This window comes from Sulfitobacter dubius, assembly GCF_027214245.1.
GTDB lineage: Bacteria > Pseudomonadota > Alphaproteobacteria > Rhodobacterales > Rhodobacteraceae > Sulfitobacter > Sulfitobacter dubius_A.
In genome coordinates this window covers 333,574-357,363 of record NZ_JAPWHM010000004.1, presented here as the reverse complement: position 1 = coordinate 357,363, position 23,790 = coordinate 333,574, and the positions used below count along the sequence as shown (strand labels likewise).

The following is a 23,790-nucleotide window of genomic DNA, read 5'->3' as shown; positions in this document are numbered from 1 at the left end:
TGCCCCGGCTTATTGCTTTGTATACCACTTGAGAAAACATCTGTTGGAGAAACCACTTGGCACAGCCTCCCAAATCGCAATTGCACCCTGCCACCATCGCGGCCCAAGCCGCGGGCGCCGTCGATCCCGCCTCCGGCGGGGTGGTGCCGCCGGTGCAATTTGCCACCACCTATCTGCGCGATGAGAACTACGATCTGGTCAATCCCGACAACGTCTATCTGCGCTCGCACAATGAAAACACCCGCGTGGCGGAGCGTATTCTGAACGCGCTCGAAGGGGCCGAAGAGACGCTCATTTTCCCCTCGGGCATGGCCGCCATCGCGGCAGTCTTTCGGACCGTGCCCAATGGCGCGAGCGTGGTGGTGCAAAGCCAGATTTACTGGGGCACGACGAAATGGATCCGCGATTTCTGCACCCGTCGGCAGATTGCGCTACATGAGGTGGACGCCAGCGATCTGGATGCATTCGCCGCGCTCTGCCGGGCCGAAAAGCCTGACCTGTGTTTGATCGAGACCCCTTCGAACCCATGGCTGCGGATCACCGATATCGCCGGGGCCGCCGCCGCTGCGCATGAGGTGGGCGCGACGCTGGTGGTCGACAGCACGGCGGCCTCGCCCGTGCTGAGCCATCCGCTGGAGCATGGCGCGGATATCGTGATGCATTCGGCGACCAAGGGGATCAATGGCCATTCCGACGTTTTGGCCGGCTCGCTTGCCACCAATGACGCAGGCGCGCCGCGCTGGCAGATGATCCGCGATGACCGCAATGAGGCGGGCGCGGTGATCGGCCCGATGGAGGCGTGGTTGCTGGCGCGCGGCATGCGCACGCTGCCGCTCAGGATGCGCGAGATGTCTCGCAATGCCATGACATTGGCGGAGTTTCTGGCGGATCACCCGCAGGTCGAACAGGTGATGTATCCGGGCCTGCCGGACCATCCCGGCCACGCCCTTGCTGCGCAGCAGATGAGCGGGGGCTATGGCGGGCTGTTGTCCTTTGTCGTCAAAGGCGGGGCCGAAGCGGCGCTGAAGGCGGCAGGGCGGTTGCAGCTTTTCCACCGCGCCACGTCGCTTGGCGGTGTGGAAAGCCTTGTCGAGCATCGCCACACCATCGAGCCGCACACCGGGATCCCCGAAGGGCTGCTGCGGCTCTCGGTCGGGATTGAGGATGTCGAAGACCTTGGTGCTGATCTGGGGCAAGCGCTCGGCCAGTGAGGCTGGACTGGCCGCGGGCCTCCGCGGCCAATCTCACCCAAGGCACGGTTTTGTGCCCGTGCAGGTGCGCGAAAGATAACCGCTAGGTTTCAGACCACGCCTGCAGCTTCTCGATCACCCCATCGGTCAACGATTGCAGATCGTCTTGCACCGCCAGCGCGGGGCAGGGCCGATCCAGCCGCGCGGCGATATCGCCCATGCGGAACCCGTTGGCACTGTCGAGGTTTTCCAACTCTTCCCATGTCACCGGCACGGCAACCGGCGCACCGGGGCGTGCGCGCAGGGAATAGGGCGCGATGGCCGTAGACCCGCGTTCGTTGCGCAGCCAATCGATGAAAATGCGGCCCTTGCGCTTGGCCTTGGACATGGTCGCGACATAGCGATCAGGGTTCTGCGCGGCCATGACATGGGCAAAGGTCTTGGAGAACAGCTTGACCGTCTCCCAGCCGCGTGTCCGGCGTAAGGCAAGCCAGACGTGCACGCCTTTGCCGCCGGTGACGATGGCACCCGATTGCAGGCCCAGAGCCGCCAGCGCGTCGCGCAGCTCAAAGGCTGCCGCGCGGACATCGGGCCAGTCCAGCCCCTCATCGGGGTCAAGGTCAAAGACCAGCCTGTCGGGGCGGTCCAACCGGTCAACCCGCGCGCCCCAGATGTGATATTCCAGACTGCCCATCTGCGCCGCCGCGATCAGGCTTTCGGGCCGCGTGGCATAGAGGTAATCCGCCGCATCGCCACCGCTTTGTTCAATCGACACCCGCGACAGTGCATCAGGCATCCCGCCGCTGTCGTGTTTTTGAAAGAAACATTGCCCGTCGATCCCCGAGGGGCAGCGGAACAGCGACAGAGGGCGATAGCCCATGAGTTCAATCATGCGCGGGCCGACACGCGCGTAATGCCGCGCCACGTCACCCTTGGTGCAACCGGCATCGGGGAAAACCTTGCGGTCGGCGTTGGTGATCTGCACGCCGCCGATCTTGCTGTCATCGCCCATCTTCGGCTCCTCCTGCGGTTCCTCCAACGTCACTTGGGCGGCGTCCTTGTCCTGACGTAGGCCTAGAAAACTGCCGTGGCGGATCACGCCATCGGCGGTGAACTCGGTAAAGTCGACCTCGGCCACCAGATCTGCCCGGACCCATTTTGCATCCCGCGCAACCTCGGCTGGCACGTCGCTGGCGGGCGGGGTTTTGCGGGCGGTCATGGCACGGGCAAGATCGGCCATCACCGTTTCGGAAAACCCCGTGCCGACACGGCCTTTATAGCGCAACTCACCCCCCTCATGGCTGCCCAACAGCAGAGAGGCAAAGGCGCGGCCCTTTTTGTCAGAGGGGGAATAGCCGATGATGACGAATTCCTGCCGCCGGGTGCATTTGACCTTGAGCCAACTCTTGCTGCGTCTGCCGGAGTAGGGTGCGTCGATACGTTTGCTGATGATCCCCTCGGCCCCGGCTTTGCACGCGCGGTCAAAGACTTCGGGGCCATGACCGACAACATGTTCGCTCAGCCGCAACGGCCCGCCCGCTGGCACGCCGGAAAGCAACTTTGCCAGACGCGCGCGGCGGTCTTTTTGCGCCTCGCTCCGAAAGTCATCGCCATCAAGCGACAGCAAATCGAAAGCGTAAAAAACCAGCGGATGCCCCTCTTTCAGCGCTTTTTGCAGCGATGAAAATGCAGAGCCATTGATCTTGGCCGCCATGACTTCTCCGTCCAGCAGGGCGCGGTCGCAGGGCAGCGGATCAAAGGCATGGCCAAGCCCGTTAAATTTGTCGGTCCAATCCTTGCCCGAGCGGGTAAAGAGCCGCGCACCGCCCTTGCCGAGAGAGACCAGACAGCGGTAGCCGTCGAATTTCGTCTCATGCATCCAATCCTCGCCCTCGGGCGCGTCGGAAACGAGCGTGGCAAGCTGTGGTTTGACGAAGCTGGGGTTCTTGCCTTTGCGTTTGGGCCGCGGGTCGGCGACATCTTTCGCGGGGGCATCCTTGGCGATTTCCGCCATGGTGCGGCCTGTGGTGATCGACCGGGCGGTGCCCTTGGTCAGCCCGTCCGGCACATCGCGGGCATAGTCGTCGCGTTCCTTGATCAGCAGCCAGTTCTCGCGCTTTTCCTGGCCCCGCATCCGCACCAGTGTCCAACCGCCCTGCATCTGTTGGCCTTGCAGCGTGAATTTGAGCTTGCCGTCCTTCAACCCCTTAGCGACATCGCCATGCGGCATCCAAGTGCCCCGGTCCCATAGCATCACCGTGCCGCCGCCATATTGCCCTTTTGGGATCGTCCCTTCGAACCCGCCGTAGTCAAGCGGGTGGTCCTCTGTCCGCACGGCAAGACGCTTTTCGGATGGGTCGGGGGAGGGGCCTTTGGTGACAGCCCAGCTTAGCAGCACCCCCTCCCATTCAAGACGAAAGTCATAGTGCAGGCGGGTTGCGTCATGTTTTTGGACAACGAAGCTTTGGCCCGCGCCGCTGCCAATCTGGCCACGAGGTTCGGCTGTCGTCTCAAAATCGCGCTTGGCGTTATAATCGGCAAGCCTGTCGGGAGATTTGGCCATCACGAGGCCTTCTTGCGCGGCGCCTTCTTCTTGGCGCTGGATTTACCGCCCGCTTCCTTCAGGCTTTCTTTCAACGCGCCCATCAGGTCTATGACATTCTCGCCCTCGACAGGGCCGTCATCACCGGTTTGCACGCGCGGGGTTTTCTTGTTCTTCACCTTCGCATCCAACAGCTTTTGCATCGCCTCGGCGTATTTGTCGGTATAGGCGGAGGCGTCGAAGGGGGCTGTTTTCTTGTCGATCAGCGATGTCGCCACATCGAGCAGGTCTTTGTCGGTCTTCTCATCTTCGATATCGGTGAAAATCTCATCCGCTTCGCGCAGTTCATCGGCGTAGTGCAGCGTCTCCATCAACAGGCCGTCGCCGCAGGGTTTGACGCAGGCCAGATATTCCTTGCCGCGCATGGTGACCTGCCCCAAGCCCACCTTGCCCGCTTGGCGCAGCGCGTCGCGCACCACGCGGTAGGCATCTTGGGCCAGATCGTCAGAGGCGGTGATGTAATAGGGTTTGTCGAAATAGAGCGGAGAGATTTCGCAGGCATCGACGAATTGCACCAGTTCAAAGGTCTTTTTCGTCTCCAGCTTGATCTGATCCACCTCATCAGGGTCAAGCAGGATGTATTCGTCATTGCTGACTTCATAGCCCTTGACGATATCCTCGGCCTTGACCGGACCGATGCCGGGCACGGACTTCTCATAGCGCACCCGCTTGCCCGAGGGTTTGTGAATCTGCCGAAAAGAGACTTTGGAGCTGGTCTTGGTGGCCGAGAATATCTCGACCGGGATCGACACCAACGACAGGCGAAGCTGACCTTTCCAGAGTGCGCGCGGTGCCATTGGATCTCCTCCTATTTACCCTTGGCGCGGCCCAGCCTGTCGGCCTTTACCGCATCGCGGTGGCCCATCGGCTCATCTGGACCGGTGGTGCTGTCCTTACGGGTCTGGGCTTCCATTTCGGAGTTGAACTCGGCCCCCAAGAGCACAATGAAGGCCGAAATCCAAAGCCACATCAGCAGGATGATCGCCCCGGCCATGCTGCCGAAGCTCTCGTTATAGCTGCCGAAGTTGCTGACGTAGATCGAAAAACCGACAGAGGCGACGATCCACAGGATGCAGGCGATAACGGAGCCGGGGGTGAGCCATTTCCATTCGGCATTGTCGCGGGCGGGGCCATAGCGGTAAAGCACGGCCAGCGCGAGCGTTGTGAGCGCGGCCAGCAGTACCCAACTGCCATAGGTGAGCAATGTTTCAATCCAATCAGGCAGGGCGAGGAAGGCCACCACCGCAGGCACCGCCAGCGTCGCGGCAAGACCCAAGAGCAGCACACCGATCAGCATCACGGTGAGGCCCAGTGTCCAGATCAGTTTGGTGACGAAACCGCGGGTTTCATTCTCATCATAGGCCACGTTGAGGCCTTCCATCAGGCTGCCAACGCCCTTGGAGGCAGAATAGAGCGCAAGACCCAGACCGATGAGAAAGGCCCAGCCGAGCCCGGTCTCTTCCGACCCGGTCACAGCAACGGCTTGATCAAGAATGATGGTGGCGGCTTCTTTGGGGATGAGGTTTGTCAGCGCTTCGAGCTGGGCGGTGACCTGTGCAGGCTCCATCACCAGCCCGGCCAGCGCCATCAGCGCGGTAACAGCGGGAAAAATCGCCAGCAGCGCATAAAAGGCAACACCAGCGGCAACGAGCGACACGTGATCGGCGGCGATTTCATCCTTGACCCGAAACAGGATGTCTTTCCATCCGGGGGCCGGTATCTCCATCGGCGTTTCCGCTTCACGTCCGCGCGCCATAATCGTACCTCTGACTTGCAATTATTGTCGTAAAAAGGAGCCCACCCCCGGGGTGCTGGGAGCGGGCAATGGTATCGCTTAGCTCTTTACGTCACCGAGCTTTTGCTTGTCGGCTTCGCTTTTGGCAGCATCAGCAACGCGCTGACCGCTTTCCTTGGCCTTTTTCACGGCGGCGTCGGCGGCGGTCTCTTCGTCGGCTGCGGCGTCGGCGTTAGCTTTCGTCTCTTTCAAGACTTTGCCTGCTTCATCCGTTGCAGCCTTGGCCACTTTGCTCAGCTTGTCACGCTCTTCCACGTAGATACGCTCGGCTTCGCTAAAGAGCGCATCGCTGTGCTCGCCCAGATAGACGTCTTCGGTGCGGCTGCGGGGTAGGGCGGCACCGATGGCAGCACCCACTGCGAGGGCCAATGCGCCAGCGACCATCGGATGCTCTTCGAACATATCCGAGGCACGCTCACCGCCCTGACGGGCATAGCGGCCACCAGCATTCCACGCATCCACGGCACGCGCACGGGCCATCACGATGCGCTCACGCGCTTCTGCGGTCATGCTTTCGGTGCCTTCCGACAGACGATCGCGCAGCGCATGGGCGCGCTCGTTGGCTGCATTGGCGCTGTCACGCACGCTATGGGCGGCGCCACTGGCGGTGCTGCGGATGCTGTCGACGGCAGAGCTTGCACCATAAGACGCGCGGTCACGGGCATAGCGGGCACCGCTGGCAACCGACGACCCGGCAGAGCGGGCACGACCGGCAGCCGAGCTTGCAGCGCCTTTGACGCTACCGGCGGCGGACCCTGCGGCACCGGACACACCACTCGCGGCGGAGCCTGCGGCCCCCTTTACGCTACCAGCGGCAGAGCGGGCACGGTCGCCCAAGCCACGGCTGTCATCGTCGTCATGGTGCACGTCACGAGCCCATGCGGGCACATTGTCACCTGCGCCACGCTCGGAGCCATAGCTGGACGCATAGGCGCTTGCGGGAGCGGAGGAGCGGCCTGCGTCGCGCACGGCAGGACGGTTTTCGGTGTTGGTTACCGGCACCGGCACGGGATGGGCGCGGTCGCGGTCCAGCCCTTCGTAGCCACGGCGGTCACGGCTGTTGCCGCTGCCGAACATCATCCACGCCAGACCAGCACCTGTCAGCGCCAGAGCAACCGGGTTGCGCTTGGCCGCGTCAGAGATGGAGCGACCCCAGTCGCCGCCATGTTCGCGGAACTGGTCAGAAAACTGTCGCGCGATGCCTTCGACTGAGAAGCGGTCTTGCAAATCGTCCAGCGTATCGGCCAGACCGGCGCGCTCCCGTTCGATTTCGCGTTCAATTTCTTCGGGGTTTCTGGAGTCATTTGTCATCGTAGACCTCCTTCATGGTTGCTGCGTCACGCTTGACGTTTTTGGCGGTGCGGGTCGGCGCAAGGCTGCTGAGTTTCAGATCATTGGTGCCTTTCTGGACCATCACATAGGCGACGATGGCCAGAAGAACGCCGACGATCACGGCGGACCAGCCAGCAGCGATGCCAGCTTCGGTCAGCGCGGCAACTAGGGCAGCGCTCAGCACGTTCAGTGCAGTGAGGGCCACAACCACGGCGCCGACGATCAGGCCAATGGCCACGCCCGCATGTTTCAGGTTCTCGTTCACTTCAGCGCGGGCCAGATCGACCTCTTTGCGCATCAGGGAACTGACGTGGGAGAGTGCTTCGGTCAGCAGGCTCCCGGCGGATTTATTGCTTTCGGTAGTCATGCTTTCTCTCCTGTTACGACGTTGGGCGCGGCAGGCTGTGCGGCGGTGCGGCCGGGCACGGTGCTTGCGGCGCCTGTGGGCGGCGTGCCGGGCATGGGCCGGTCGATACGGTCGTCGTCGTCATATTCGACGCCGCTGCCGCCATAGCCGCCTTGAGGCCGGTCGCTGGACGCTTTGGCAAAGCGGGTCGCCACAAAGCCCAGAAGGGCAGCGCCACCGAGGAAGACCAGCGGGTTGCGCTTGGCAAAGCCATTGAGGTCGCCCATCATTTCGCCCAGATCTTTGTCGCGCATCGTGTCGGAAACATCGGCAAGGCCATCGGCGAGTTGGCTAAAGCTGCGCTCCTGCGGGGAGCCGCTGCGCAGCTCATCGGCTGCGGTGCGCAGTGCGGATGCGACGCCTTTGACTTCATCGGCGGCGGTGTCACGCGCTTGGTAGGCGTAGTTGGTGGCTTCGGCGGATACAGTGTCGGCCACGTCCCGGGCCTGTGCCTTGGCGCTCTCGGCAGCACTGCTGGCGGCAGCGGCGGCTTTGTCTTTTGCAGCGGTCGCCTGCTCTTTCGCGGCGGCGCTTTGGGTCTGTGTGTTTTTGTCGTCGGGCATGGTGACCTCCTTTAAAATACGAGATTCAGGATCGCGAGAACGACCACGATCAGGCCGATGAGGTAGAAAATTCCGTGCATGGGTCCCTCCATTCGTCTGCAGTAATTATCTTATCTACAGTCCAACGACTGACGCTGCGGGCGGTTCCCCAGACGGGCCAAAAGATTGCAGGGAACCCGTTGACCTGTGGGAATTAAACGGGCTCAGAGGCCCGCCGAGCCCACAAACGCAAGCGGCGCGCCCCAAGGGGACGCGCCGCGGCTTAACAAAGGTTAAGTGGTTCTTAGCCGTCGATGCGGCTGGCCATGATGGCGATGGCCTTTTGATAGACACCCGCCGCGTTCCACGCCTGAATGACGCGGAAGTTCGGCTGCCCCTCCTGATAGCCAGCCCCCGGCTGCCAGCCTTTCTGGCGCAGGAAATTGGCGGTCGAGGCGAGCGCGTCGACTTCGTTGTAGAAATCTACGCGGCCGTCACCATTGCCATCGACACCATAGGTCAGCGCGTTGCCGGGCAGGAATTGGGTGTGGCCAAGCTCACCGTGTTTCGCGCCTTGGGTGTTGGGCGTGATCGCGCCGCGGTCCACCAGCTTCAGGGCACCGATGGCATGGGGCACGAAAAAGTCGGAGCGGCGGCAATCATAGGCCAGCGTGGTGATCGCCGAGACGACCGCGCTATTGCCCATAAATCCGCCAAAGCCCGTTTCCATCCCGTGGATCGCCAGCAAAACCCCGGCGGGCACGCCATAGCGTTGCTCAAGCGCGTTAAAGAGCCCCGCGCTGCGGGCTTTGCGCTTGCGACCTTGGGCCACGATCGTATCCGCGCCACGCACCTGCATGAACTTGGACAAGGAATACTTAAAGGATTTCTGGTTCCGGTCAGCGGCGATAGTCCCATTGGCGTAGCGGGCGCTGGCCAAGGCATCCAATCCGCGCTGGCCTACTCCGGCGGCGCGGGCCTCTTGGGCGAATGCGCCTTTCCAGGCCTCAAAGCCATTGGCCGTATTCCCGCATTGGGCTGCCAATGCGGGCGCGGCCATAAAGGTGCAGATGGCCGCGGTGGTGGTGAATAGTGATTTGAACATGAGTTTGACCCTCTGCGTCTGTGTGCCGATCAGAGGTTAGCCCATATGGACAACGGTTCAACTGAGTTGAAGAAGGAAAGGTAAAATCTTTGACCCTTAGCGCGGCAGCAGGGCGCGGATATATTCGATCGCGGTGCCTGCCCAAGCATTGACCTGCGGGGCGCTATCTTGGGCAAAACTCGCCCCGCCGAACAGCAGACCGAGGGACACCAGAAACATCAGCCCTTTTCGGCTGCGTTTGGCGCGGCGGTGCTTGCCGTCCGCGCGTCTTGCGCGCTGTTCGATGCGGGTCAGCCGCTCGCTGAAAGTCGTCGTGGAAATCGCCATCTTATCTGCTTCCTTTGCAGGGTCTCGTTAAAGATTGCTTAGGTCCTGTGGCCCTTTTATGGCGATGGTGGGGCGGGTTGCGGTCAGCCGCCCAGAAAATAGGACGCGCCCGCAAATCCCGCGATACCCGCCCCGATAAAGGCCAGCAACATCAGCAGGCCGTCACGGTAGAGCAGTGCCAGCCCGAAGATTGAGATCACGATCATCGGGGCCGAGGTGGCAAAGGGCACCACTTCAAGCGGCGGGACGGAGAAGCAGAGGCAGAGGATGACGACACAGGCGACCTTCTGACCGGTGGGGCCCGCAAAGCGGGACAGCCGGGCATGCAACTTGTCGTCGATCCATTCGGACACGGGCCGCAGCCACTCAACCGACTTTAACACCTTTTCGGATTTCAGAGATCGTTCGCGCAGCCAGTTCGGGGCCCAAAAATGCTCATAGCCCAACAGCAGACGCAACGCGAGAATGCCCACCAACAGCGCCAATACGGTTGGGAAGCCGGGAATGCCGCCCAAGGGGGTAAGCTCCATCAGCGGAATGACAGCAAGGGCAGGGCCGTAGCCCCGTTGGTCTAGCGCGTCGATCAACTGGCCGACTTCAACGGTGTCTTTCCCCTTGGAGGCGTCTTTCAGCTCGTCAACAACATCCGTAAGCGCCGTTGAATCATCGGCCATGATGCGCACCCCTCTCTCACTGCTCTGCCAAGCCAACGCGGCACGGGAAGCTCTGTTCCGGGGTGCTCTATGCAAAAGGGCGCGGAATGAACCGCGCCCTTTCTAAATTCTCCAACCGCCCGGCAGGGCGGGGCTGGATCAGCAACTGTAGTACATGCCGAATTCGACGGGGTGTGGGGTCTGTTCGAATTTCAGAACCTCTTCCATCTTCAGCCCGATATAGCCGTCGATCTGGTCGCGGGTGAACACGTCACCGGCCAGCAGGTAGTCCATGTCCTTGGACAGTTCGTCCAGCGCTTCGCGCAGCGAGCCGGCCACTGTCGGGATGTCCGCCAGCTCTTCTGCGGGCAGGTCATAGAGGTTCTTATCCATCGCCTCGCCCGGATCGATCTTGTTCTTGATGCCGTCAAGGCCAGCCATCAAGAGGGCCGAGAAGGCCAGATAGGGGTTCGCCGCCGGATCGGGGAAACGGGCCTCAACGCGCTTGGCTTTGGGGCTTTCGGTCCATGGGATACGCACGCAGCCCGACCGGTTGCGCGCGGAATAGGCGCGCAGAACGGGGGCTTCAAAACCCGGGATCAGACGCTTGTAGCTGTTGGTCGTCGGGTTGGTGAAGGCGTTAAGCGATTTGGCGTGGGTCAGAATGCCGCCGATGAACCACAGCGCTTCTTGGCTGAGATCGGCGTATTTGTCGCCCGCAAACAGCGGCTTGCCATCTTTCCAGATCGACATGTTGACGTGCATACCAGAGCCGTTGTCGCCAAAGATCGGCTTAGGCATGAAGGTGGCCGACTTGCCATAGGCATGGGCCACGTTGTGGACCACGTATTTGTATTTCTGGATTTCGTCCCCCTGTTCGGTCAACTCACCAAAGATCAGACCCAGTTCGTGCTGGCAGGACGCAACTTCGTGGTGGTGCTTGTCGACCTTCATGCCAAGGCGCTTCATCGTCGAAAGCATCTCGGCGCGCAGGTCTTGGGCTTCGTCCACGGGGTTCACCGGGAAGTAGCCGCCCTTGAGGCCCGGGCGGTGGCCCATGTTGCCCATTTCATAGTCCGTGTCGGAGTTCCACGAGCCGTCGGATGCGTCAACTTCGTAAGATACTTTGTTGATCTGGTTCGAAAACTTGACGTTGTCGAACAGGAAGAACTCGGCCTCGGGGCCAAAGTAGGCATTGTCGCCGATGCCGGAGGAGCGCAGATAGGCTTCGGCTTTTTCGGCGGTGCCGCGGGGGTCACGCTCATAGCTTTCGCCGGTGTCGGGCTCGGCGATGGAGCAATGCAGACAGATTGTGGTTTCTGCATAGAAGGGGTCGACATAGGCGGTGCTGACGTCGGGCATCAGCTTCATGTCGGAGGCTTCGATGCTTTTCCAACCTGCGATGGACGAGCCGTCGAACATGAAGCCTTCTTCGAGGAAATCTTCGTCGACCAGATCGCTTACGATGGTAACGTGCTGCAAGGCGCCGCGGGTGTCAGTGAAGCGGATGTCGACATATTCGATGCCTTCATCTTTGATTTTGCTCAGGAATTCCTGGGTATCCATCGTGTAGGTCCTTTATGGTCTATTCGTAGTCTGGGCCCGAAGGCCGATGTCAAAGTGCGTCTGAACCGGATTCACCGGTACGGATGCGAATTGTTTGTTCTACAGGGGAAACGAAGATTTTGCCGTCACCGATTTTCTCCGTTTTGGCGGCGTCGACGATGGCCTCAATAGCGGCATCGACCTGATCGTCATCCAATACCACTTCCACCTTCACTTTGGGAAGGAAATCTACGACATATTCCGCACCACGGTAGAGTTCGGTGTGGCCTTTCTGACGGCCGAAGCCTTTTACTTCAATCACGCTGAGGCCTTGAACGCCCACATCTTGAAGGGCTTCTTTGACTTCGTCGAGTTTGAACGGCTTGATGATGGCTTCGATCTTTTTCATGGTATTCCCCTGACAATTCCCGCGCATTTATGCTCTGGTTTCGACAGAGCATCCTGCCCGCGTAACGTCCAGCGCCGGGCAGGGGGTAACATGGCGCGGCGGATGCATTTGCCAAGGGGCGCTGAGAATTTGGGCGATACGCCTAAAAAATAGGCGGTGATGAATCGGACTCGGACTGTACCTTCGTGTGGTGCTTGCTAGAACCCTATGCATGACCATTTCCGAGATCACCCGCGAGAGGCTTGATGTTGCACTGTTGCGCAAGCAGCCGGGGCATAAATACGACCATGGCCATGCGTTGATCCTGTCCGGCGGGCCGGGCCAGACCGGTGCCGCACGGATGGCGGCGCGCGCGGCGCTGAGGATCGGCGCCGGGGCGGTGACATTGGGCGTGCCGCCAGCGGCGCAGCTAGAAACGGCAATGCAGGTCACGGCGATCATGCTGCAAAGAGTGCCGGATGGCGCGGCGTTGTCGGAGGCGTTGAAAGACAGCCGGATCAACGCGCTTTGTCTTGGTCCCGCCTTGGGATTGGGCGCGCGTGCGGCGGAAATGGTCAAGGCCGCCCTTGCCGCGCCCCAAGTTGTTCTGGACGCCGATGCGATTACCCTGCTGTCACAAGACGCTGATCTGCGCGCCGCCCTTCATCCCGGCTGCGTTTTAACCCCCCATATGGGAGAGTTCGCCCGGCTCGCTCCCGATCTGGCGGAGGCCGCCACGGCTGAGGGGCAGGGTGCCAAAGCGCAGGCCAGCCGGTATGCAGCCGCGCGATTTGGGTGCGTGGTCTTGCTAAAAGGGCCCGAGACGATCATCGCCACGCCTGAGGGGGACCTGCGGCGTCACCGTGCGACCCAAGACCGCGCGACGCCGTGGCTGGCCACTGCGGGGGCGGGCGATGTCTTGGCGGGGCTTATTACCGGCCTGCTCGCGCGGGGGATCGCACCGGTAGAGGCGGCCACCCTCGCCACATGGATGCATGCGCAGGCGGCGTTGCAGCACGGGCCGGGGCTGATTGCTGAGGACCTGCCGGACCTGATGCCACAGGTGTTGCGCGACTTAGGGGTTTAAGCGGCGTGCAGCACCGCGCCGCGGGCGCGGGCGGCGTCGGCGGTGCCAAGCTCCAGCCCATCGGCATAGATGATATGCGGGCCGTTGCAGAAAATCTGGATCAACGTCGTCTCTTCCTCACCCAGATCGGTGATGAATTCCTCGTCAACCAATGCGCGCGCTGCGACCAAAGCGCGTTCGGAGTTGAAAAGCGCCCGCGCGCGCCAATCGCGCACCAGCAGCATCTGATCCCCGGCGAGTTGAACATCGCGTTCGGGCCGCGTGTGGCCCAGCGATCCTGCCGCCAGCGCGATGCGCCGCACCTTGCGGGTCGTGCGTTGAATATGAAGGATTTTGGCAAAGCCACTGTCGCGCGTGATGACCCGATCCCCGACCGAGAGGAACTCAACCGGGATTTCACCGTCCAGCGTCAGAATAAGGGCGCCCTGCACAAGACCGGTGTCCAGCGCAGCAAATGGGGAAAACTGCCCCCCATGGCGATCATTGTCGCCTACGCACCCGACCGTATTCGGTTTCATGGGCGTCTCTTTCTATTGTACCTGCCTCAGGTATCACCAACCATATGCAAACATCTGGTTAATGTCTTGTGCTTTTTTGCTCTCGCATCTGCCGCGCGGGTTTGCTAATCAGCGCGGGCACCGGTTGGTGCAGTGCGGGTGTGGCGGAATTGGTAGACGCACCAGATTTAGGTTCTGGCGCCTATGGCGTGGGGGTTCGAGTCCCTTCACCCGCACCACTTCCCCTTCTAAATGACGGGTATTGAAGGCTTCTCTCGGTCGCTTTCGTTCAGCCCAGAACCGTCAACCAAAGCCATACCGTCAAGATCGAACTGCCCGTCGCGATCAGCACCGAGCTTGCCGCGACACGGCGGGCGCGGCCGTACATATTGGCAAAAATATAGGCGTTAAACCCCGGTGCCATGGCCGCCGTCAGCACGCCGGACCGAAATCCTGCCTGCGGCAGGTCAAACATGGTGCCAAAGCTCCAGACCAGCGCGGGATGCACCAAAAGGGCGATGGCGCAGACCATGAGGATCGCTTTCATGTCGCCTTCGGGCTTGTATTGCAGCAGCACCCCGCCAAGCGCAAAGAGGGCGGCAGGCAGGGCGGCCCGGACGATCAAGGATAGCGCGTCATCCACCACGCCGGGGATCGGCAAGCCGCTGAGGTTGACGGCAAATCCACCAAGAATCGCAATCACCAGCGCGTTGCGGAACATCGCGCGGCTGACATTGCGCAACAGCGACAGGCCCGATTGCCCGCGGTTGCGCACGAATTCCATCACCGTGATGCCCAAACCGTAGCAAAAGGGCGCGTGGAACGACAGGATCGCATAGTTCCCGGCCAGCGCCTCGGGCCCGTAAGCCCGTTCGGTGATCGGCAGGCCCAAGAGGATCGAGTTCGAAAACAGGCAACAAAACCCGATTGCCACACTGTCCTCCCAATCGCGGCGGAAGAGCACCCGCGCACCAAGGATACCAAGCGCAAAGCACAGCGCCGCACCGCCGTAGAAACTGCCTAAGAGACGCGGATCATAGCTGCTGGAAAGGTCAATGCGGGCAATGGCTTGGAACAACAGGCAGGGGATGGCGAAATTCTGGGTGAATTTCATCACCCCGTCGATGCCAGAGACGGGGAACAGCCCGCGCCAGACCGCCACGTAACCAAAGCCGATGACCAGAAAGACCGGCAGAATAACATCTAAAAGAGTTTGCACTTAAAAGGGGCCTTTTGGGGGCGCGGCGGGGCGCCGACCCTTAGGCCCGCGCCCGGCGTTGCCTAATCTGAATGGAGAAGGGGGAAATGAAGGGTCAGCCCGTCATAGGCCGGTTGAATATGATCCGGGGTCTCTGCGGTGACGGTGTGGTAATCAAGATCGTTGTGCATATTGGTCAGAACGGCGGTTTGTGGGGCCACGCGGGCGATCCACTCCAACGTCTGTGCCAAATGGCTATGGGTTGGGTGCGGGTCACGGCGCAGCGCATCGACGATCCAGCAGCGCAGGTTGTCCATCATCGGCCAGCATTCCTCGGGAATGGCCGAGACGTCGGGCAAATAGACGATATCGTCAAAGCGAAAGCCAAGCGCGTCGATATTGCCGTGGGTGACGGTGAAGGGTGTGAATTTTAGCGTGCCGCCGGGGCCGTCGATGCTGACCTCGCCGGTGATGTCATGCATGTCGAGGATGGGCGGATAACTGGACCATTCGGGTTGCACAAAGGCATAGCCGAACCGTTCGATCAGCGCGTCCCGCGTGGGCGCATCGGCCCAGACCGGCAGGCGCGCGCGCATGTTCATCACCACCATGCGCAGGTCATCCAGCCCGTGCACGTGGTCCGCATGGGCATGGGTGTAGATCACCGCATCAAGCCGCCCGACGCCCGCGTCGAGAAGTTGGCTGCGCATGTCGGGGGAGGTGTCGATCAGAACGGTGGTTGTGCCCGTATCCGTCACCCGCTCGACAAGGATCGAACAGCGGCGGCGGGCGTTTTTGGGCTCATTCGGGTCGCAAGCGCCCCAGTGGTCGCCGATGCGCGGGACACCGCCAGAAGAGCCGCAGCCCAATATGGTCACCCGCAAGTCAGCCATCAGCGCGCGGGCTCCCAAGCGGCGGCTTTCGTAAAGAGACGCTCGAAATTCGCCTGCGTGCGGGCCGCGAAATCGGCGTAGTCGAGGCCGAAGGTCTTAGCCCCGCGGCGGGCGGTATGGGCGGTGAAGGCGGGCTCATTCGGCTTGCCGCGATGCGGCGGCGGGGCGAGATAGGGCGCGTCGGTTTCCACCAGAATACGGTCGAGCGGGGCGGCGGCGAAAATGTCGCGCAGATCCTGCGACTTGGGGAAGGCGGTGATGCCGGACATCGACAGGTAGAATCCCAGATCAAGCGCCGCGCGGGCCAGCTCAGCCGAGGAGGAGAAGCAATGCATGACACAGGAATAGGCACCTTGCGCATGTTCCTCGCGCAGGATGCGGGCCATGTCGTCATCCGCGTCGCGGGCGTGAATGATCAACGGCAGGCCACTTTCCCGCGCTGCGGCGATATGGATCCGCAGGGAGGTCTTTTGCACCTCGGCACTTTCAGCGGTGTAGTGGTAATCAAGGCCGGTCTCTCCGATGCCGACCATCTTGGGGTGCTGGGTCAGGGAGAGCAGTTCGTCGACGGAAGTCAGAGGCTCTTCGGCAGCGGACATCGGGTGGGTGCCTGCAGCGTAGAAAACCGGATCATGCGCTTCGGCGATGGCCCGGACGCTCGGCTCGTTCTTCAGCCGGGTGCAGATGGTGACCATCCGTGTGACGCCAGCTTCACCTGCTCGGGCGATGACGCCGGGCAGGTCTGCGGCAAGGCTCTCGAAATCGAGGTGACAATGGCTGTCGGTGATGTGGGGCGTGTCGGTCATGCTGTCCTTTCGGCTATCGCGGCGCCGTCTGGCCTATTTGCCGCAGGGTATCTAGGACCAGCGCGGCAGGGTCAAGGTTCACTGCCAGCCCGTGACGGGCGCGGTCGGATATCTGTTGCGCGGCATCGGCCCAAGCGCGGCCCTGTGCAGGGCTGGGCGAAAGGCGCTGCAGCACGGCGATCTCATCGGGGCAGGCGGCGCGCGCGGGCGGCGCACCGGTGGCCCCGGTGCGTGCCAGACGCACCAGCAGCAGGTCGAGCAGGGTAAAGAGCAGGTCGAGCTTGGCCTCGGCCCCACGCTGTGCTGCGGCTTCGGCCAGTTTGATGGCACGGCCTCGGTCGAGTTGCGGCAGCGAAGAGATCAGCCCCACAAGATCGGCATAGGTCTTGACCCCGCCCATCAGCGATAGGCGCAGCGCCCCACCGACAGAGCCGCCGGACAGCTCGGCCAGCGCTCCGGGGTCGCCTTCGACCTCGACACCCGAGCCGGCTAGCGCCTCGGCCATCTGGTCCGCGTCGAGCGTGCCAAGCCGCAGCGTACGGCAACGCGAGCGAATGGTGGGCAACAGGCTGGAAGGTTGATGGCTCAGCAGCAGCAGAATTGCGCGCTCTGGCGGTTCTTCGAGCATCTTAAGAAGCGCATTGGCGGCGTTGGGGTTCATCTCATCCGCGTCGTCGATGATGACCACACGGCGGCCCCCGTCGGCGGCGGACATCTGGAAGAAGCCGTTCAAAGCGCGGATGTCATCGACGACGATCTGCTTGCGCATCTTCTTGGTATCGGGGTTCAGCGTGCGGGTGACGGATTTCAGCCCCGCTTCGGCGCCGGCGGCCACACGGCGGGCGACAGGATGCTCGGGGTCGATCTCAAGCGTGTCAGCCGGGGGCAAATCGAACATGCCGCCATCGGGGTCGGGCGTGGCCAAAAGGAACCGTGCGATGCGCCATGCCAGTGTCGCCTTGCCTACACCGCGCGGGCCGGTCAGCATCCAAGCGTGGTGCAACTTGCCACTGTTAAAGGCGTCGAGAAAGGCAGCCTCGGCTGCGCTTTGGCCGATCAGGTTCGGCGTGTCGCGCGGGTGGCGGGCACCTTCCACACGGTCTGGCTGGGGGGCGTCGTCTGTCATGGTCTCGGTCTAGCATGTTTCGCCGCAGAGGGAAGCGGGCAGGGCGCGTGGATCAGCCCAATCGCGCCGTAACTCTTGCGGTCACATCGCGTGCCACGCTGTCAATATCGCGGCCACCGTCTATTACATGGAAACGGTCGCTGAATTCCTCGGCAAGGCTGAGAAAACCCGCCCGCATCTTCGCCTGAAGCTCGACGCCGAAATCCTCGAAACGTTCTTCTGCTGTCTGGCGCGACAAGGCGCGTTCGAGACCGTTTGCCGGGTCCATGTCGATCAGGATGGTTAGATCAGGCTCCACACCGATCATCAGCGCATGCAGATCATCTACCATCTGCCGCAAATCACCCCGCGAGAGGCCCTGATACATCCTTGTGCTGTCGGCAAAGCGGTCGCAAATCACGATCTTGCCAGCCTCCAGCGCGGGGCGAATGGTCCGCTCCAGATGGTCGCGCCGCGCGGCGGTGAACAGCAGAATTTCGGTTTGGGCCGACCAGCGGTCCGGATCGCCTTGCAACACCAGCGCGCGGATTTCCTCGGCCCCCGCGCTGCCGCCTGGTTCGCGGGTCAGCACCACATCATGGCCCTGCGCTGTCAGATGGTCTGCCAAAAGCCGCGCTTGGGTGGATTTGCCGGACCCGTCAATGCCTTCAAAGGTGACAAACAGACCCGGCGTGCGGGCCTTTTCTATAGTCGTCACGAAGCTTCCGCTTCCACTTCGGGGGCGGCCTGCGGCCCCGCGTTGAGGCGGTTCATCAGATGCATTGCGGCGGCGGTCATCTTGACCATGAAGCCACCCGGCGAGATGGAGGCGGAAGCCACCAGCGGCACGCGCATGGCTGGCAATTCGCCCCGATCGATTACCAACTCGCCCAATTCGTCGCCCTTGCTGATTGGCGCTTGGAACGGGCCGGTATAGATCACTTCGGCCTCGATCTCATCCCCGCCGGTGACGGGCACGAGCATCGACAGATCGTCCTTCAGTTCCAGCCCGACCGATTGGGTCGTGCCAAGGGCCACAGGCGCCTCGGCAATACGGCTGCCCGCCGCGCCCAGATCGCGCTGTGTGAACTGACGGAAGGCCCAGTTGACCACCGATTCAGCCTCTTGTGCACGGGCGGCTGCGCTGTCGAGGCCCGAGAGCACAAAGATCACCCGGCGGTCGCCCTGTTTGGCAGAGCCAACAAGACCATAGCCCGCTTCATTGGTGTGCCCGGTCTTCAGCCCATCCGCGCCGATGCCGAGACCCAGCAGTGGGTTGCGATTGCTCTTGTTCTGTGGCGCGCGGCCATCAAAGGCGAACTCGCGCTCGGCAAAGAGCGGGTAGAACTGCGGGTAGTCCGAGATGATCCGGTTCGCCAGCAGACCGAGGTCACGCACGGACATCAGATGCCCCGCCTGCGGCCAACCGTTGGAGTTGGCGAAGGTCGAGTTGGTCATCCCCATCTGCTGTGCGCGCTGTGTCATCAGCCGTGCAAATCCGTATTCCGTGCCATCGGGGCTCAGCGCCTCGGCGATCACGGCAGAGGCGTCGTTGCCCGAGAGCACGATAATGCCCCGGATCAGGTCTTCGACAGAGACGCGGTCGGTGGTGTCGAGAAACATGGTCGAGCCGCCATAGGACATGGCATGTTCCGACACGGGCAGTTTTTCGACAAGGTCGAGCCCGCCGTTCTGCTTGCCGCGTTCCACAGCCTCAAAGGCCATGTAGAGCGTCATCAGTTTGGACATCGAGGCTGGCGGCAGCGGCTCATCCGCGTTTTTGGCCAGCAGCACGGTGCCGGTGGTCTGGTCCAGCACATAGGCGGCGGTGGCGCGGGTATCGAAGGCGGCGGCAGGCTGGAGCGTCAGCACCAGCGCCACGGCGGCGGCAAAAAGGCGGATCATAGGAAGCATTTCCTCCGGTTTGTCAGTTCGACACGGCATAGGCGTCGGTAAAGCCCTCAGCCTTGACCTTCTTGAGAAGGGCGTCGAGTTCGGATTGGCTGGTGGCGGGGCCGATCACCACGCGCCAGAAGGGTTTGTTGTTGATCGCGCTTTGCTTGACGGTGGGCACCATGCCCGCGCCGCGCATCTGTTTGGCGGTGCGGGTGGCATTGGCCTCAACGCTGAAGATTCCCAGTTGCACGAAGGGTTTGGACAGTTTGGCACCGCTCGCCGTTCGCGCCGGTTTCGGGGCTGCGGCGACTGGCGGTTTGGCCGCCGGGGTGGTGCTGGCTGTGGCGCTGGCCGCAGAATTGGCCGCTGTACTGGCCGACGCCGTCGCGGCAGGCTCCAACGCCGTGGCCGTCACGGGGGCAGGGGCGGCAAGCGTGCCCGCAGCATCGCCGGTGTTTTCCGCCTCAAAGCTCTCCTCAGAGGCGGCGCTTTCCTCGCGGCGCAACGCGGTTACGTTGAGCGGCGCCGGAGCGCCCGCCAGAATGCCAAGTGCCGCGGCAGCGTCCGAGGAAATCTGCAATTTCGGGCCGGGCAGTTCCCGCTCACGGCGGAACAGCGCGCCGATCACGAATTTGCCGTTCGCCTCATTGCGCACGATCACGCGCTCAGGTTCGGTCACGTCTGGATGCGCGACCCAGACCCCGCCAAGCGAGGGGCGACCATCCCACAGACCCTCATCCGTGGCCGAGAACACCTCAGGCGCTTCGACATCGCGCTCGACCAGTTTGGTCGAGGTGCTGCGCGGAGCGCTGGCACCCTCATTCGCGCCAAAGGGAAGTTTGAAATCGCCGCCTTCACAGCCAGCCAGCAAACCAAGCGCCAGAATGCCCACGCCCAAGCCCGCTGCGCGGCTTTTCTTGATGCGCAACGGTTGATTGTCCCTGCTCATGCCTTCGATGTCCTTGCCTGCTGTCGTCGCGCGCCGCGACCCATGTCCCGCGAGAATGTCGCACCGTTGGATCGGCACGCCCTTCGCCCCCCCTGAAAGGGGCTTTGGCGCAGAGTAACCCGACCGAGCGGCCCTTGAAAAGACCGCGCAGGGCAGATCGGCGAATTTCCCCAAAGGGCAGCAGGGGTCTGGCCGCGAAAATGTGCATTTGCCGAATCAATCAGGGCGCACTAGGAGGAGCGTGCTGCGGAGGAGTGGCAGAGTGGTCGAATGCACCGGTCTTGAAAACCGGCGTGCGTGAGAGCGTACCGTGGGTTCGAATCCCACCTCCTCCGCCACCGCATCCACCGCGCTGCCCCTCACATATAATACCGCCGTGCCGCCCAGCGGGCGAGCGCTTCGACCGCGGACCAGAGCACCAGCGACAGCGCCGCCAGCACGATCAACGCCGCGAACATCAGAGCGGTTTGGCCGCGGCCATTGGCCATCAGCATCAGATGCCCCAAGCCGCGGGAGGATCCGACCCATTCGCCGATCAGCACGGCGAGGGGGCCGTACACCACCGCGAGGCGCAGGCCCGAGATCAGGCCGGGCACCGCATGGGGCAGGCGCAGCAGCAGCGTCTCGCGCCAACGGTTGGCGCCAGAGAGACGCGACAGATCGCCAAGGCCCGCAGGCAGCGCCATCAGCCGGTCGAAGAGGGCAGAGGCGATGGGGAAATAGGTGACAAGCGCGATGGTGACGATTTTGGACGGCATGCCGTAGCCAAGCCAGAGGGTGATGACCGGGGCGAGGGCGAAGACAGGCACGGCTTGGGCCACCACCAGCATCGGGCGCAGCAGCCAGCGCGCGCGGCGCGAAAGGGTCAGCAGCAGCGCTGTCTCAATGCCCAGAAAAATCCCCACGCCCAACCCAAGTGCCAGATTGCCCGCCGACCACAGCGCATTCTGCCACAGCAGCGCGGCATTCGCGCCCAGCGCCTGCACGACAAGCCATGGTCCCGGCAGGATGAAACGCGGCACCTCGCTGAGGGTGACCACAAGCTGCCAAATCGCCAGAGCAAGCGCAAAGCATACCGCGCCGCGCCATAGTCTATGCCCCACATGCGCCATCAGGCGACCTGCGCGGGTGCGGCCAGCCCCATCCGGCGGAGGAGATCCGCTTGGGCCGCGAGGGTTTCAGGCGCGTCGATCTCGCGTGGTGGATGCGCTTCGGGCAGGCTGCAGGGCGTGATCCCTTGGCGGCTCACGATCCATGCATGATCGGCCAGCCGTAGGGCTTCGGCAGGGTCATGGGTAATCAGCACGACAGTCCGCCCGCAAAGCAGCCGCGCCGCCAAATCTTGCATTCTAAGGCGGGTCACCACGTCGAGGGCAGAGAAGGGTTCATCCAGTAGGACAACCGAGCGATTTTCGTAGAGGGTACGCGCAAGGGCGACGCGCTGGCGCTGACCGGCGGAAAGCTCGGCGGGTTTGCGGTCCCCTTCGGCGGCGAGGCCCACATCGGCCAAAAGCGCAGTGGCGCGGTCAGGAACCGCGCGCTCTCCACGCAGGCGGGCGGGGATGGTGACATTCTCCATGGCGCTCGCCCATGGCAGCAACTGGTCATCCTGCGCCATCATCGCGACACGGGGCGCGAGGGGCCGATCGTCATCAGCAGTTATGCGCCCGTTTAGGCGAGCGGTAGAGGGCAGGCCCGCCAGAAGGCGCAACAGCGACGTTTTCCCAACGCCGGAGGGGCCGAGCAGCACGTTCCATTGCCCCGCCCTGAGGGTGAGATCAAAGCTGTCGATTAGCGCGGCAGCGGCCCCCTGAAGCGCACCCGACAGATGGATCGCAGGCGCCGTCATGGTGCGGCGGGCGCGAGCGCCATGCCCCAGAAACCAACCTCAAGCCGGGTCGCGGTATTGAAACGCTCTTGCAGGGTTTTGGCGCGCGGCACTGTTTCCCAATCCGCGCCCAGACGTCGCCGCACTGCGCCGTCGATCAAAGCACCAACATCCCGGCAAAGCGCTTGGTAATCTTCGCCGCCATAGACGGCGCACCAATCACCATAGGGGCCATCATTGCCCCGAAGGCTCAGCCCAATCTCACCATAGCCCAACACACAGGGCGCAAGCGCGGCCATCAGATCAAGGAAATCACCGGAATAGCCTGCCTCTAACACATAGCGCGTATAGGCAAGGTTGCCCGGTGCCTCTGCCGTGGCCTCAAGCGTGGCGCGGTCGATGCCTTGTCGCGCACAGGTTTCCACATGCAATGGCATCTCTACATGAACCAGCGCATGGACCGTGGCACTGGCTGCGGCCATCTCATCCAGCGTTTCCGCCTTGGCTGCGGCCAGCGCCCATGCGCGGGCGAAATGGATCAGAAACACATAGTCCTGCCGTAGATAGTGCAGATAGCTGGCCTGTGGCAGGGACCCCGCGCGCAGCTCTTCGACAAAGGCATGGCGGGTGTAGTCCTGCCACGCCTCTCCGGCGCCGCTGCGCCATGCGGCAAAGGCATCGCCGTAGTCGGGTGCCGTCATGGCTTGGCCTGCGCGGTGACATCGACCACCAGATCAGCGGCGGAGATCACGGTCTCGACCACACCGCTTTTCTGCATGAAAGCCTCGAACCGGTCATAGCGCCCGTGATCCACGGCGGCGGGGCGGGTGGCGAAACGCGGCCATGTGTCTTCCCATGCGCGGGTGTTCAGCTCGTTGCGCAACTCGGCATTGGAGGCAAAAAAGGTCTCGCCGCTGGCACCCGGATCGTTGACGATATCGGCCGCGGCACGTTCAGTGGCACGCAGGAAGCGCGCGATCATCTCGCGGTCCATATCCTCGGCATGGGCGACATAGATCAACTCGTCATAGGCGGGCACGCCTTCGGCCTCGGGGTAAAAGCAACGGCCCTCATGGCCTTCGATCTGCATTTGGTTCAACTCGAAATTGCGGAACGCACCGATCACGCCGTCGACCTGACCCGACATGAGCGCGGGCGAGATCGACCAGCCGATATTGATCTGCTCAACCTCAGAGGGGGCCACGCCATGGTGGTTCAGCATCGCGTCCAACAGCATCTCTTGCACGCCTGCCACGGCGAAACCCACTTTCCGGCCCTTGAGGTCTGCCATCTCTTTGACCGGCCCATCGGCGCGCACCACGAGGCAGGTGAGCGGGGTCTCGACCAAGGTGCCGACGCGGCGCAGGTCCAACCCTTCGCGCTGGGCCAGATGCAGTTCCGGCTGGTAGGAGACCGCCAGATCGACCCGGCCTGCCGCCACCATGCGTGGCGGATCGTTCGGGTCGGCGGGAGAGATCAGTTCAACCTCCAGCCCAGCATCGGTGAAATAGCCCTTTTCCTCGGCCAGAATGATCGGCCCGTGGTCGGGGTTGATAAACCAATCCAGCATGACGGTCATCTTGTCTTGGGCCGAGGCCGGGGCGGCGATCAATGTCAGGGCGAGGGGAGTAAGGATGTGTTTCACG

General features: G+C 62.5%; 25 protein-coding genes and 2 tRNA genes. 4 read left to right on the top strand and 23 right to left on the bottom strand.

Annotation, left to right across the window (positions count from 1 at the left end; translation table 11 throughout):
* Positions 1 to 56: 56 nt before the first annotated feature.
* Positions 57 to 1,211 (top strand): trans-sulfuration enzyme family protein, encoded by a 1,155-nt coding sequence (locus O4H31_RS11825; RefSeq protein ID WP_269346000.1) that lies wholly within the window; start codon positions 57 to 59, stop codon positions 1,209 to 1,211.
* 82 nt (positions 1,212 to 1,293) lie between these two features.
* Here O4H31_RS11825 and ligD read toward each other — a convergent pair whose 3' ends face one another.
* The 11 genes from ligD to O4H31_RS11770 all read right to left on the bottom strand — a co-directional run bounded on the left by ligD (position 1,294) and on the right by O4H31_RS11770 (position 11,906).
* Positions 1,294 to 3,753: a DNA ligase D gene (ligD, locus tag O4H31_RS11820; RefSeq protein ID WP_269345998.1), complete on the bottom strand. Its 2,460-nt coding sequence runs from the start codon at positions 3,751 to 3,753 to the stop codon at positions 1,294 to 1,296.
* Positions 3,753 to 4,589 (bottom strand): Ku protein, encoded by an 837-nt coding sequence (locus O4H31_RS11815; protein ID WP_269345996.1) that lies wholly within the window; start codon positions 4,587 to 4,589, stop codon positions 3,753 to 3,755. Before O4H31_RS11815 ends, ligD begins: the two co-directional genes overlap by 1 nt.
* An 11-nt stretch (positions 4,590 to 4,600) precedes the next feature.
* Complete coding sequence (locus O4H31_RS11810; RefSeq protein WP_269345993.1) at positions 4,601 to 5,548, bottom strand: YihY/virulence factor BrkB family protein; 948 nt, start codon at positions 5,546 to 5,548, stop codon at positions 4,601 to 4,603.
* Positions 5,549 to 5,626: 78 nt separating this feature from the next.
* Entirely contained in the window at positions 5,627 to 6,898 is a 1,272-nt protein-coding gene (locus O4H31_RS11805; RefSeq protein WP_269345991.1) for a DUF3618 domain-containing protein, read from the bottom strand.
* Positions 6,888 to 7,286: a phage holin family protein gene (locus tag O4H31_RS11800; RefSeq protein ID WP_067623525.1), complete on the bottom strand. Its 399-nt coding sequence runs from the start codon at positions 7,284 to 7,286 to the stop codon at positions 6,888 to 6,890. Before O4H31_RS11800 ends, O4H31_RS11805 begins: the two co-directional genes overlap by 11 nt.
* Positions 7,283 to 7,888, bottom strand: coding sequence for a hypothetical protein (locus O4H31_RS11795; protein ID WP_269345989.1), 606 nt, complete (start codon positions 7,886 to 7,888; stop codon positions 7,283 to 7,285). The genes O4H31_RS11800 and O4H31_RS11795 overlap by 4 nt, the downstream gene beginning before the upstream one ends.
* A 283-nt stretch (positions 7,889 to 8,171) precedes the next feature.
* Positions 8,172 to 8,972, bottom strand: coding sequence for a lytic murein transglycosylase (locus tag O4H31_RS11790; protein ID WP_067625783.1), 801 nt, complete (start codon positions 8,970 to 8,972; stop codon positions 8,172 to 8,174).
* A 96-nt stretch (positions 8,973 to 9,068) separates the two neighbouring features.
* Positions 9,069 to 9,299 (bottom strand): hypothetical protein, encoded by a 231-nt coding sequence (locus tag O4H31_RS11785; RefSeq protein WP_269345987.1) that lies wholly within the window; start codon positions 9,297 to 9,299, stop codon positions 9,069 to 9,071.
* Positions 9,300 to 9,382: 83 nt separating this feature from the next.
* Positions 9,383 to 9,973: an exopolysaccharide biosynthesis protein gene (locus O4H31_RS11780; protein WP_269345986.1), complete on the bottom strand. Its 591-nt coding sequence runs from the start codon at positions 9,971 to 9,973 to the stop codon at positions 9,383 to 9,385.
* Positions 9,974 to 10,111: 138 nt separating this feature from the next.
* Entirely contained in the window at positions 10,112 to 11,518 is a 1,407-nt protein-coding gene (gene glnA / locus O4H31_RS11775) for a type I glutamate--ammonia ligase (protein ID WP_269345984.1), read from the bottom strand.
* Positions 11,519 to 11,567: 49 nt separating this feature from the next.
* Complete coding sequence (locus O4H31_RS11770; RefSeq protein ID WP_067266338.1) at positions 11,568 to 11,906, bottom strand: P-II family nitrogen regulator; 339 nt, start codon at positions 11,904 to 11,906, stop codon at positions 11,568 to 11,570.
* A 211-nt stretch (positions 11,907 to 12,117) separates the two neighbouring features.
* On the opposite strand from O4H31_RS11770, the gene O4H31_RS11765 reads away from it, so the two are divergent.
* Positions 12,118 to 12,972 carry an NAD(P)H-hydrate dehydratase gene (locus O4H31_RS11765; protein WP_269345980.1) on the top strand — a complete coding sequence of 285 codons (855 nt, stop codon included), beginning with the start codon at positions 12,118 to 12,120 and terminating at the stop codon, positions 12,970 to 12,972.
* Here the strand turns inward: O4H31_RS11765 and O4H31_RS11760 are convergent.
* A complete protein-coding gene (locus O4H31_RS11760; protein WP_067939494.1) occupies positions 12,969 to 13,490 on the bottom strand; it encodes a Hint domain-containing protein in 522 nt (173 codons plus the stop codon). The genes O4H31_RS11765 and O4H31_RS11760 overlap by 4 nt on opposite strands.
* A gap of 134 nt (positions 13,491 to 13,624) precedes the next feature.
* On the opposite strand from O4H31_RS11760, the gene O4H31_RS11755 reads away from it, so the two are divergent.
* Positions 13,625 to 13,708: transfer RNA gene (locus O4H31_RS11755), tRNA-Leu, on the top strand.
* A 50-nt stretch (positions 13,709 to 13,758) separates the two neighbouring features.
* Here the strand turns inward: O4H31_RS11755 and O4H31_RS11750 are convergent.
* The 7 genes from O4H31_RS11750 to O4H31_RS11720 form a co-directional block, all read right to left on the bottom strand.
* Positions 13,759 to 14,688: an AEC family transporter gene (locus O4H31_RS11750; protein ID WP_269345976.1), complete on the bottom strand. Its 930-nt coding sequence runs from the start codon at positions 14,686 to 14,688 to the stop codon at positions 13,759 to 13,761.
* A gap of 62 nt (positions 14,689 to 14,750) precedes the next feature.
* Positions 14,751 to 15,560, bottom strand: coding sequence for an MBL fold metallo-hydrolase (locus O4H31_RS11745; protein ID WP_269345974.1), 810 nt, complete (start codon positions 15,558 to 15,560; stop codon positions 14,751 to 14,753).
* On the bottom strand, positions 15,560 to 16,366 hold the full coding sequence (locus O4H31_RS11740; RefSeq protein ID WP_269345972.1) for a TatD family hydrolase: 807 nt from the start codon (positions 16,364 to 16,366) through the stop codon (positions 15,560 to 15,562). The genes O4H31_RS11745 and O4H31_RS11740 overlap by 1 nt, the downstream gene beginning before the upstream one ends.
* A 13-nt stretch (positions 16,367 to 16,379) precedes the next feature.
* On the bottom strand, positions 16,380 to 17,492 hold the full coding sequence (locus O4H31_RS11735) for a DNA polymerase III subunit delta' (protein WP_269345970.1): 1,113 nt from the start codon (positions 17,490 to 17,492) through the stop codon (positions 16,380 to 16,382).
* 52 nt (positions 17,493 to 17,544) lie between these two features.
* On the bottom strand, positions 17,545 to 18,180 hold the full coding sequence (tmk, locus tag O4H31_RS11730) for a dTMP kinase (RefSeq protein ID WP_269346343.1): 636 nt from the start codon (positions 18,178 to 18,180) through the stop codon (positions 17,545 to 17,547).
* A 5-nt stretch (positions 18,181 to 18,185) separates the two neighbouring features.
* Positions 18,186 to 19,376 (bottom strand): D-alanyl-D-alanine carboxypeptidase family protein, encoded by a 1,191-nt coding sequence (locus O4H31_RS11725; protein ID WP_269345968.1) that lies wholly within the window; start codon positions 19,374 to 19,376, stop codon positions 18,186 to 18,188.
* 22 nt (positions 19,377 to 19,398) lie between these two features.
* The gene (locus O4H31_RS11720) at positions 19,399 to 20,316 is read right to left on the bottom strand and encodes an SPOR domain-containing protein (protein ID WP_269345967.1); all 918 of its coding nucleotides are present in this window, start codon (positions 20,314 to 20,316) and stop codon (positions 19,399 to 19,401) included.
* Between the two features lie 248 nt (positions 20,317 to 20,564).
* On the opposite strand from O4H31_RS11720, the gene O4H31_RS11715 reads away from it, so the two are divergent.
* Positions 20,565 to 20,654: transfer RNA gene (locus O4H31_RS11715), tRNA-Ser, on the top strand.
* Between the two features lie 21 nt (positions 20,655 to 20,675).
* Here the strand turns inward: O4H31_RS11715 and O4H31_RS11710 are convergent.
* From O4H31_RS11710 to O4H31_RS11695, 4 genes are read right to left on the bottom strand one after another with little or no spacing between them, the layout of a single operon-like run.
* A complete protein-coding gene (locus O4H31_RS11710; RefSeq protein ID WP_269345966.1) occupies positions 20,676 to 21,428 on the bottom strand; it encodes an ABC transporter permease in 753 nt (250 codons plus the stop codon).
* Positions 21,428 to 22,165 carry an ABC transporter ATP-binding protein gene (locus tag O4H31_RS11705; protein ID WP_269345965.1) on the bottom strand — a complete coding sequence of 246 codons (738 nt, stop codon included), beginning with the start codon at positions 22,163 to 22,165 and terminating at the stop codon, positions 21,428 to 21,430. The genes O4H31_RS11710 and O4H31_RS11705 overlap by 1 nt, the downstream gene beginning before the upstream one ends.
* Positions 22,162 to 22,845, bottom strand: coding sequence for a TenA family protein (locus O4H31_RS11700; protein ID WP_269345963.1), 684 nt, complete (start codon positions 22,843 to 22,845; stop codon positions 22,162 to 22,164). The genes O4H31_RS11705 and O4H31_RS11700 overlap by 4 nt, the downstream gene beginning before the upstream one ends.
* The gene (locus O4H31_RS11695; protein WP_269345961.1) at positions 22,842 to 23,789 is read right to left on the bottom strand and encodes an ABC transporter substrate-binding protein; all 948 of its coding nucleotides are present in this window, start codon (positions 23,787 to 23,789) and stop codon (positions 22,842 to 22,844) included. Before O4H31_RS11695 ends, O4H31_RS11700 begins: the two co-directional genes overlap by 4 nt.
* Position 23,790 lies beyond the last annotated feature (1 nt).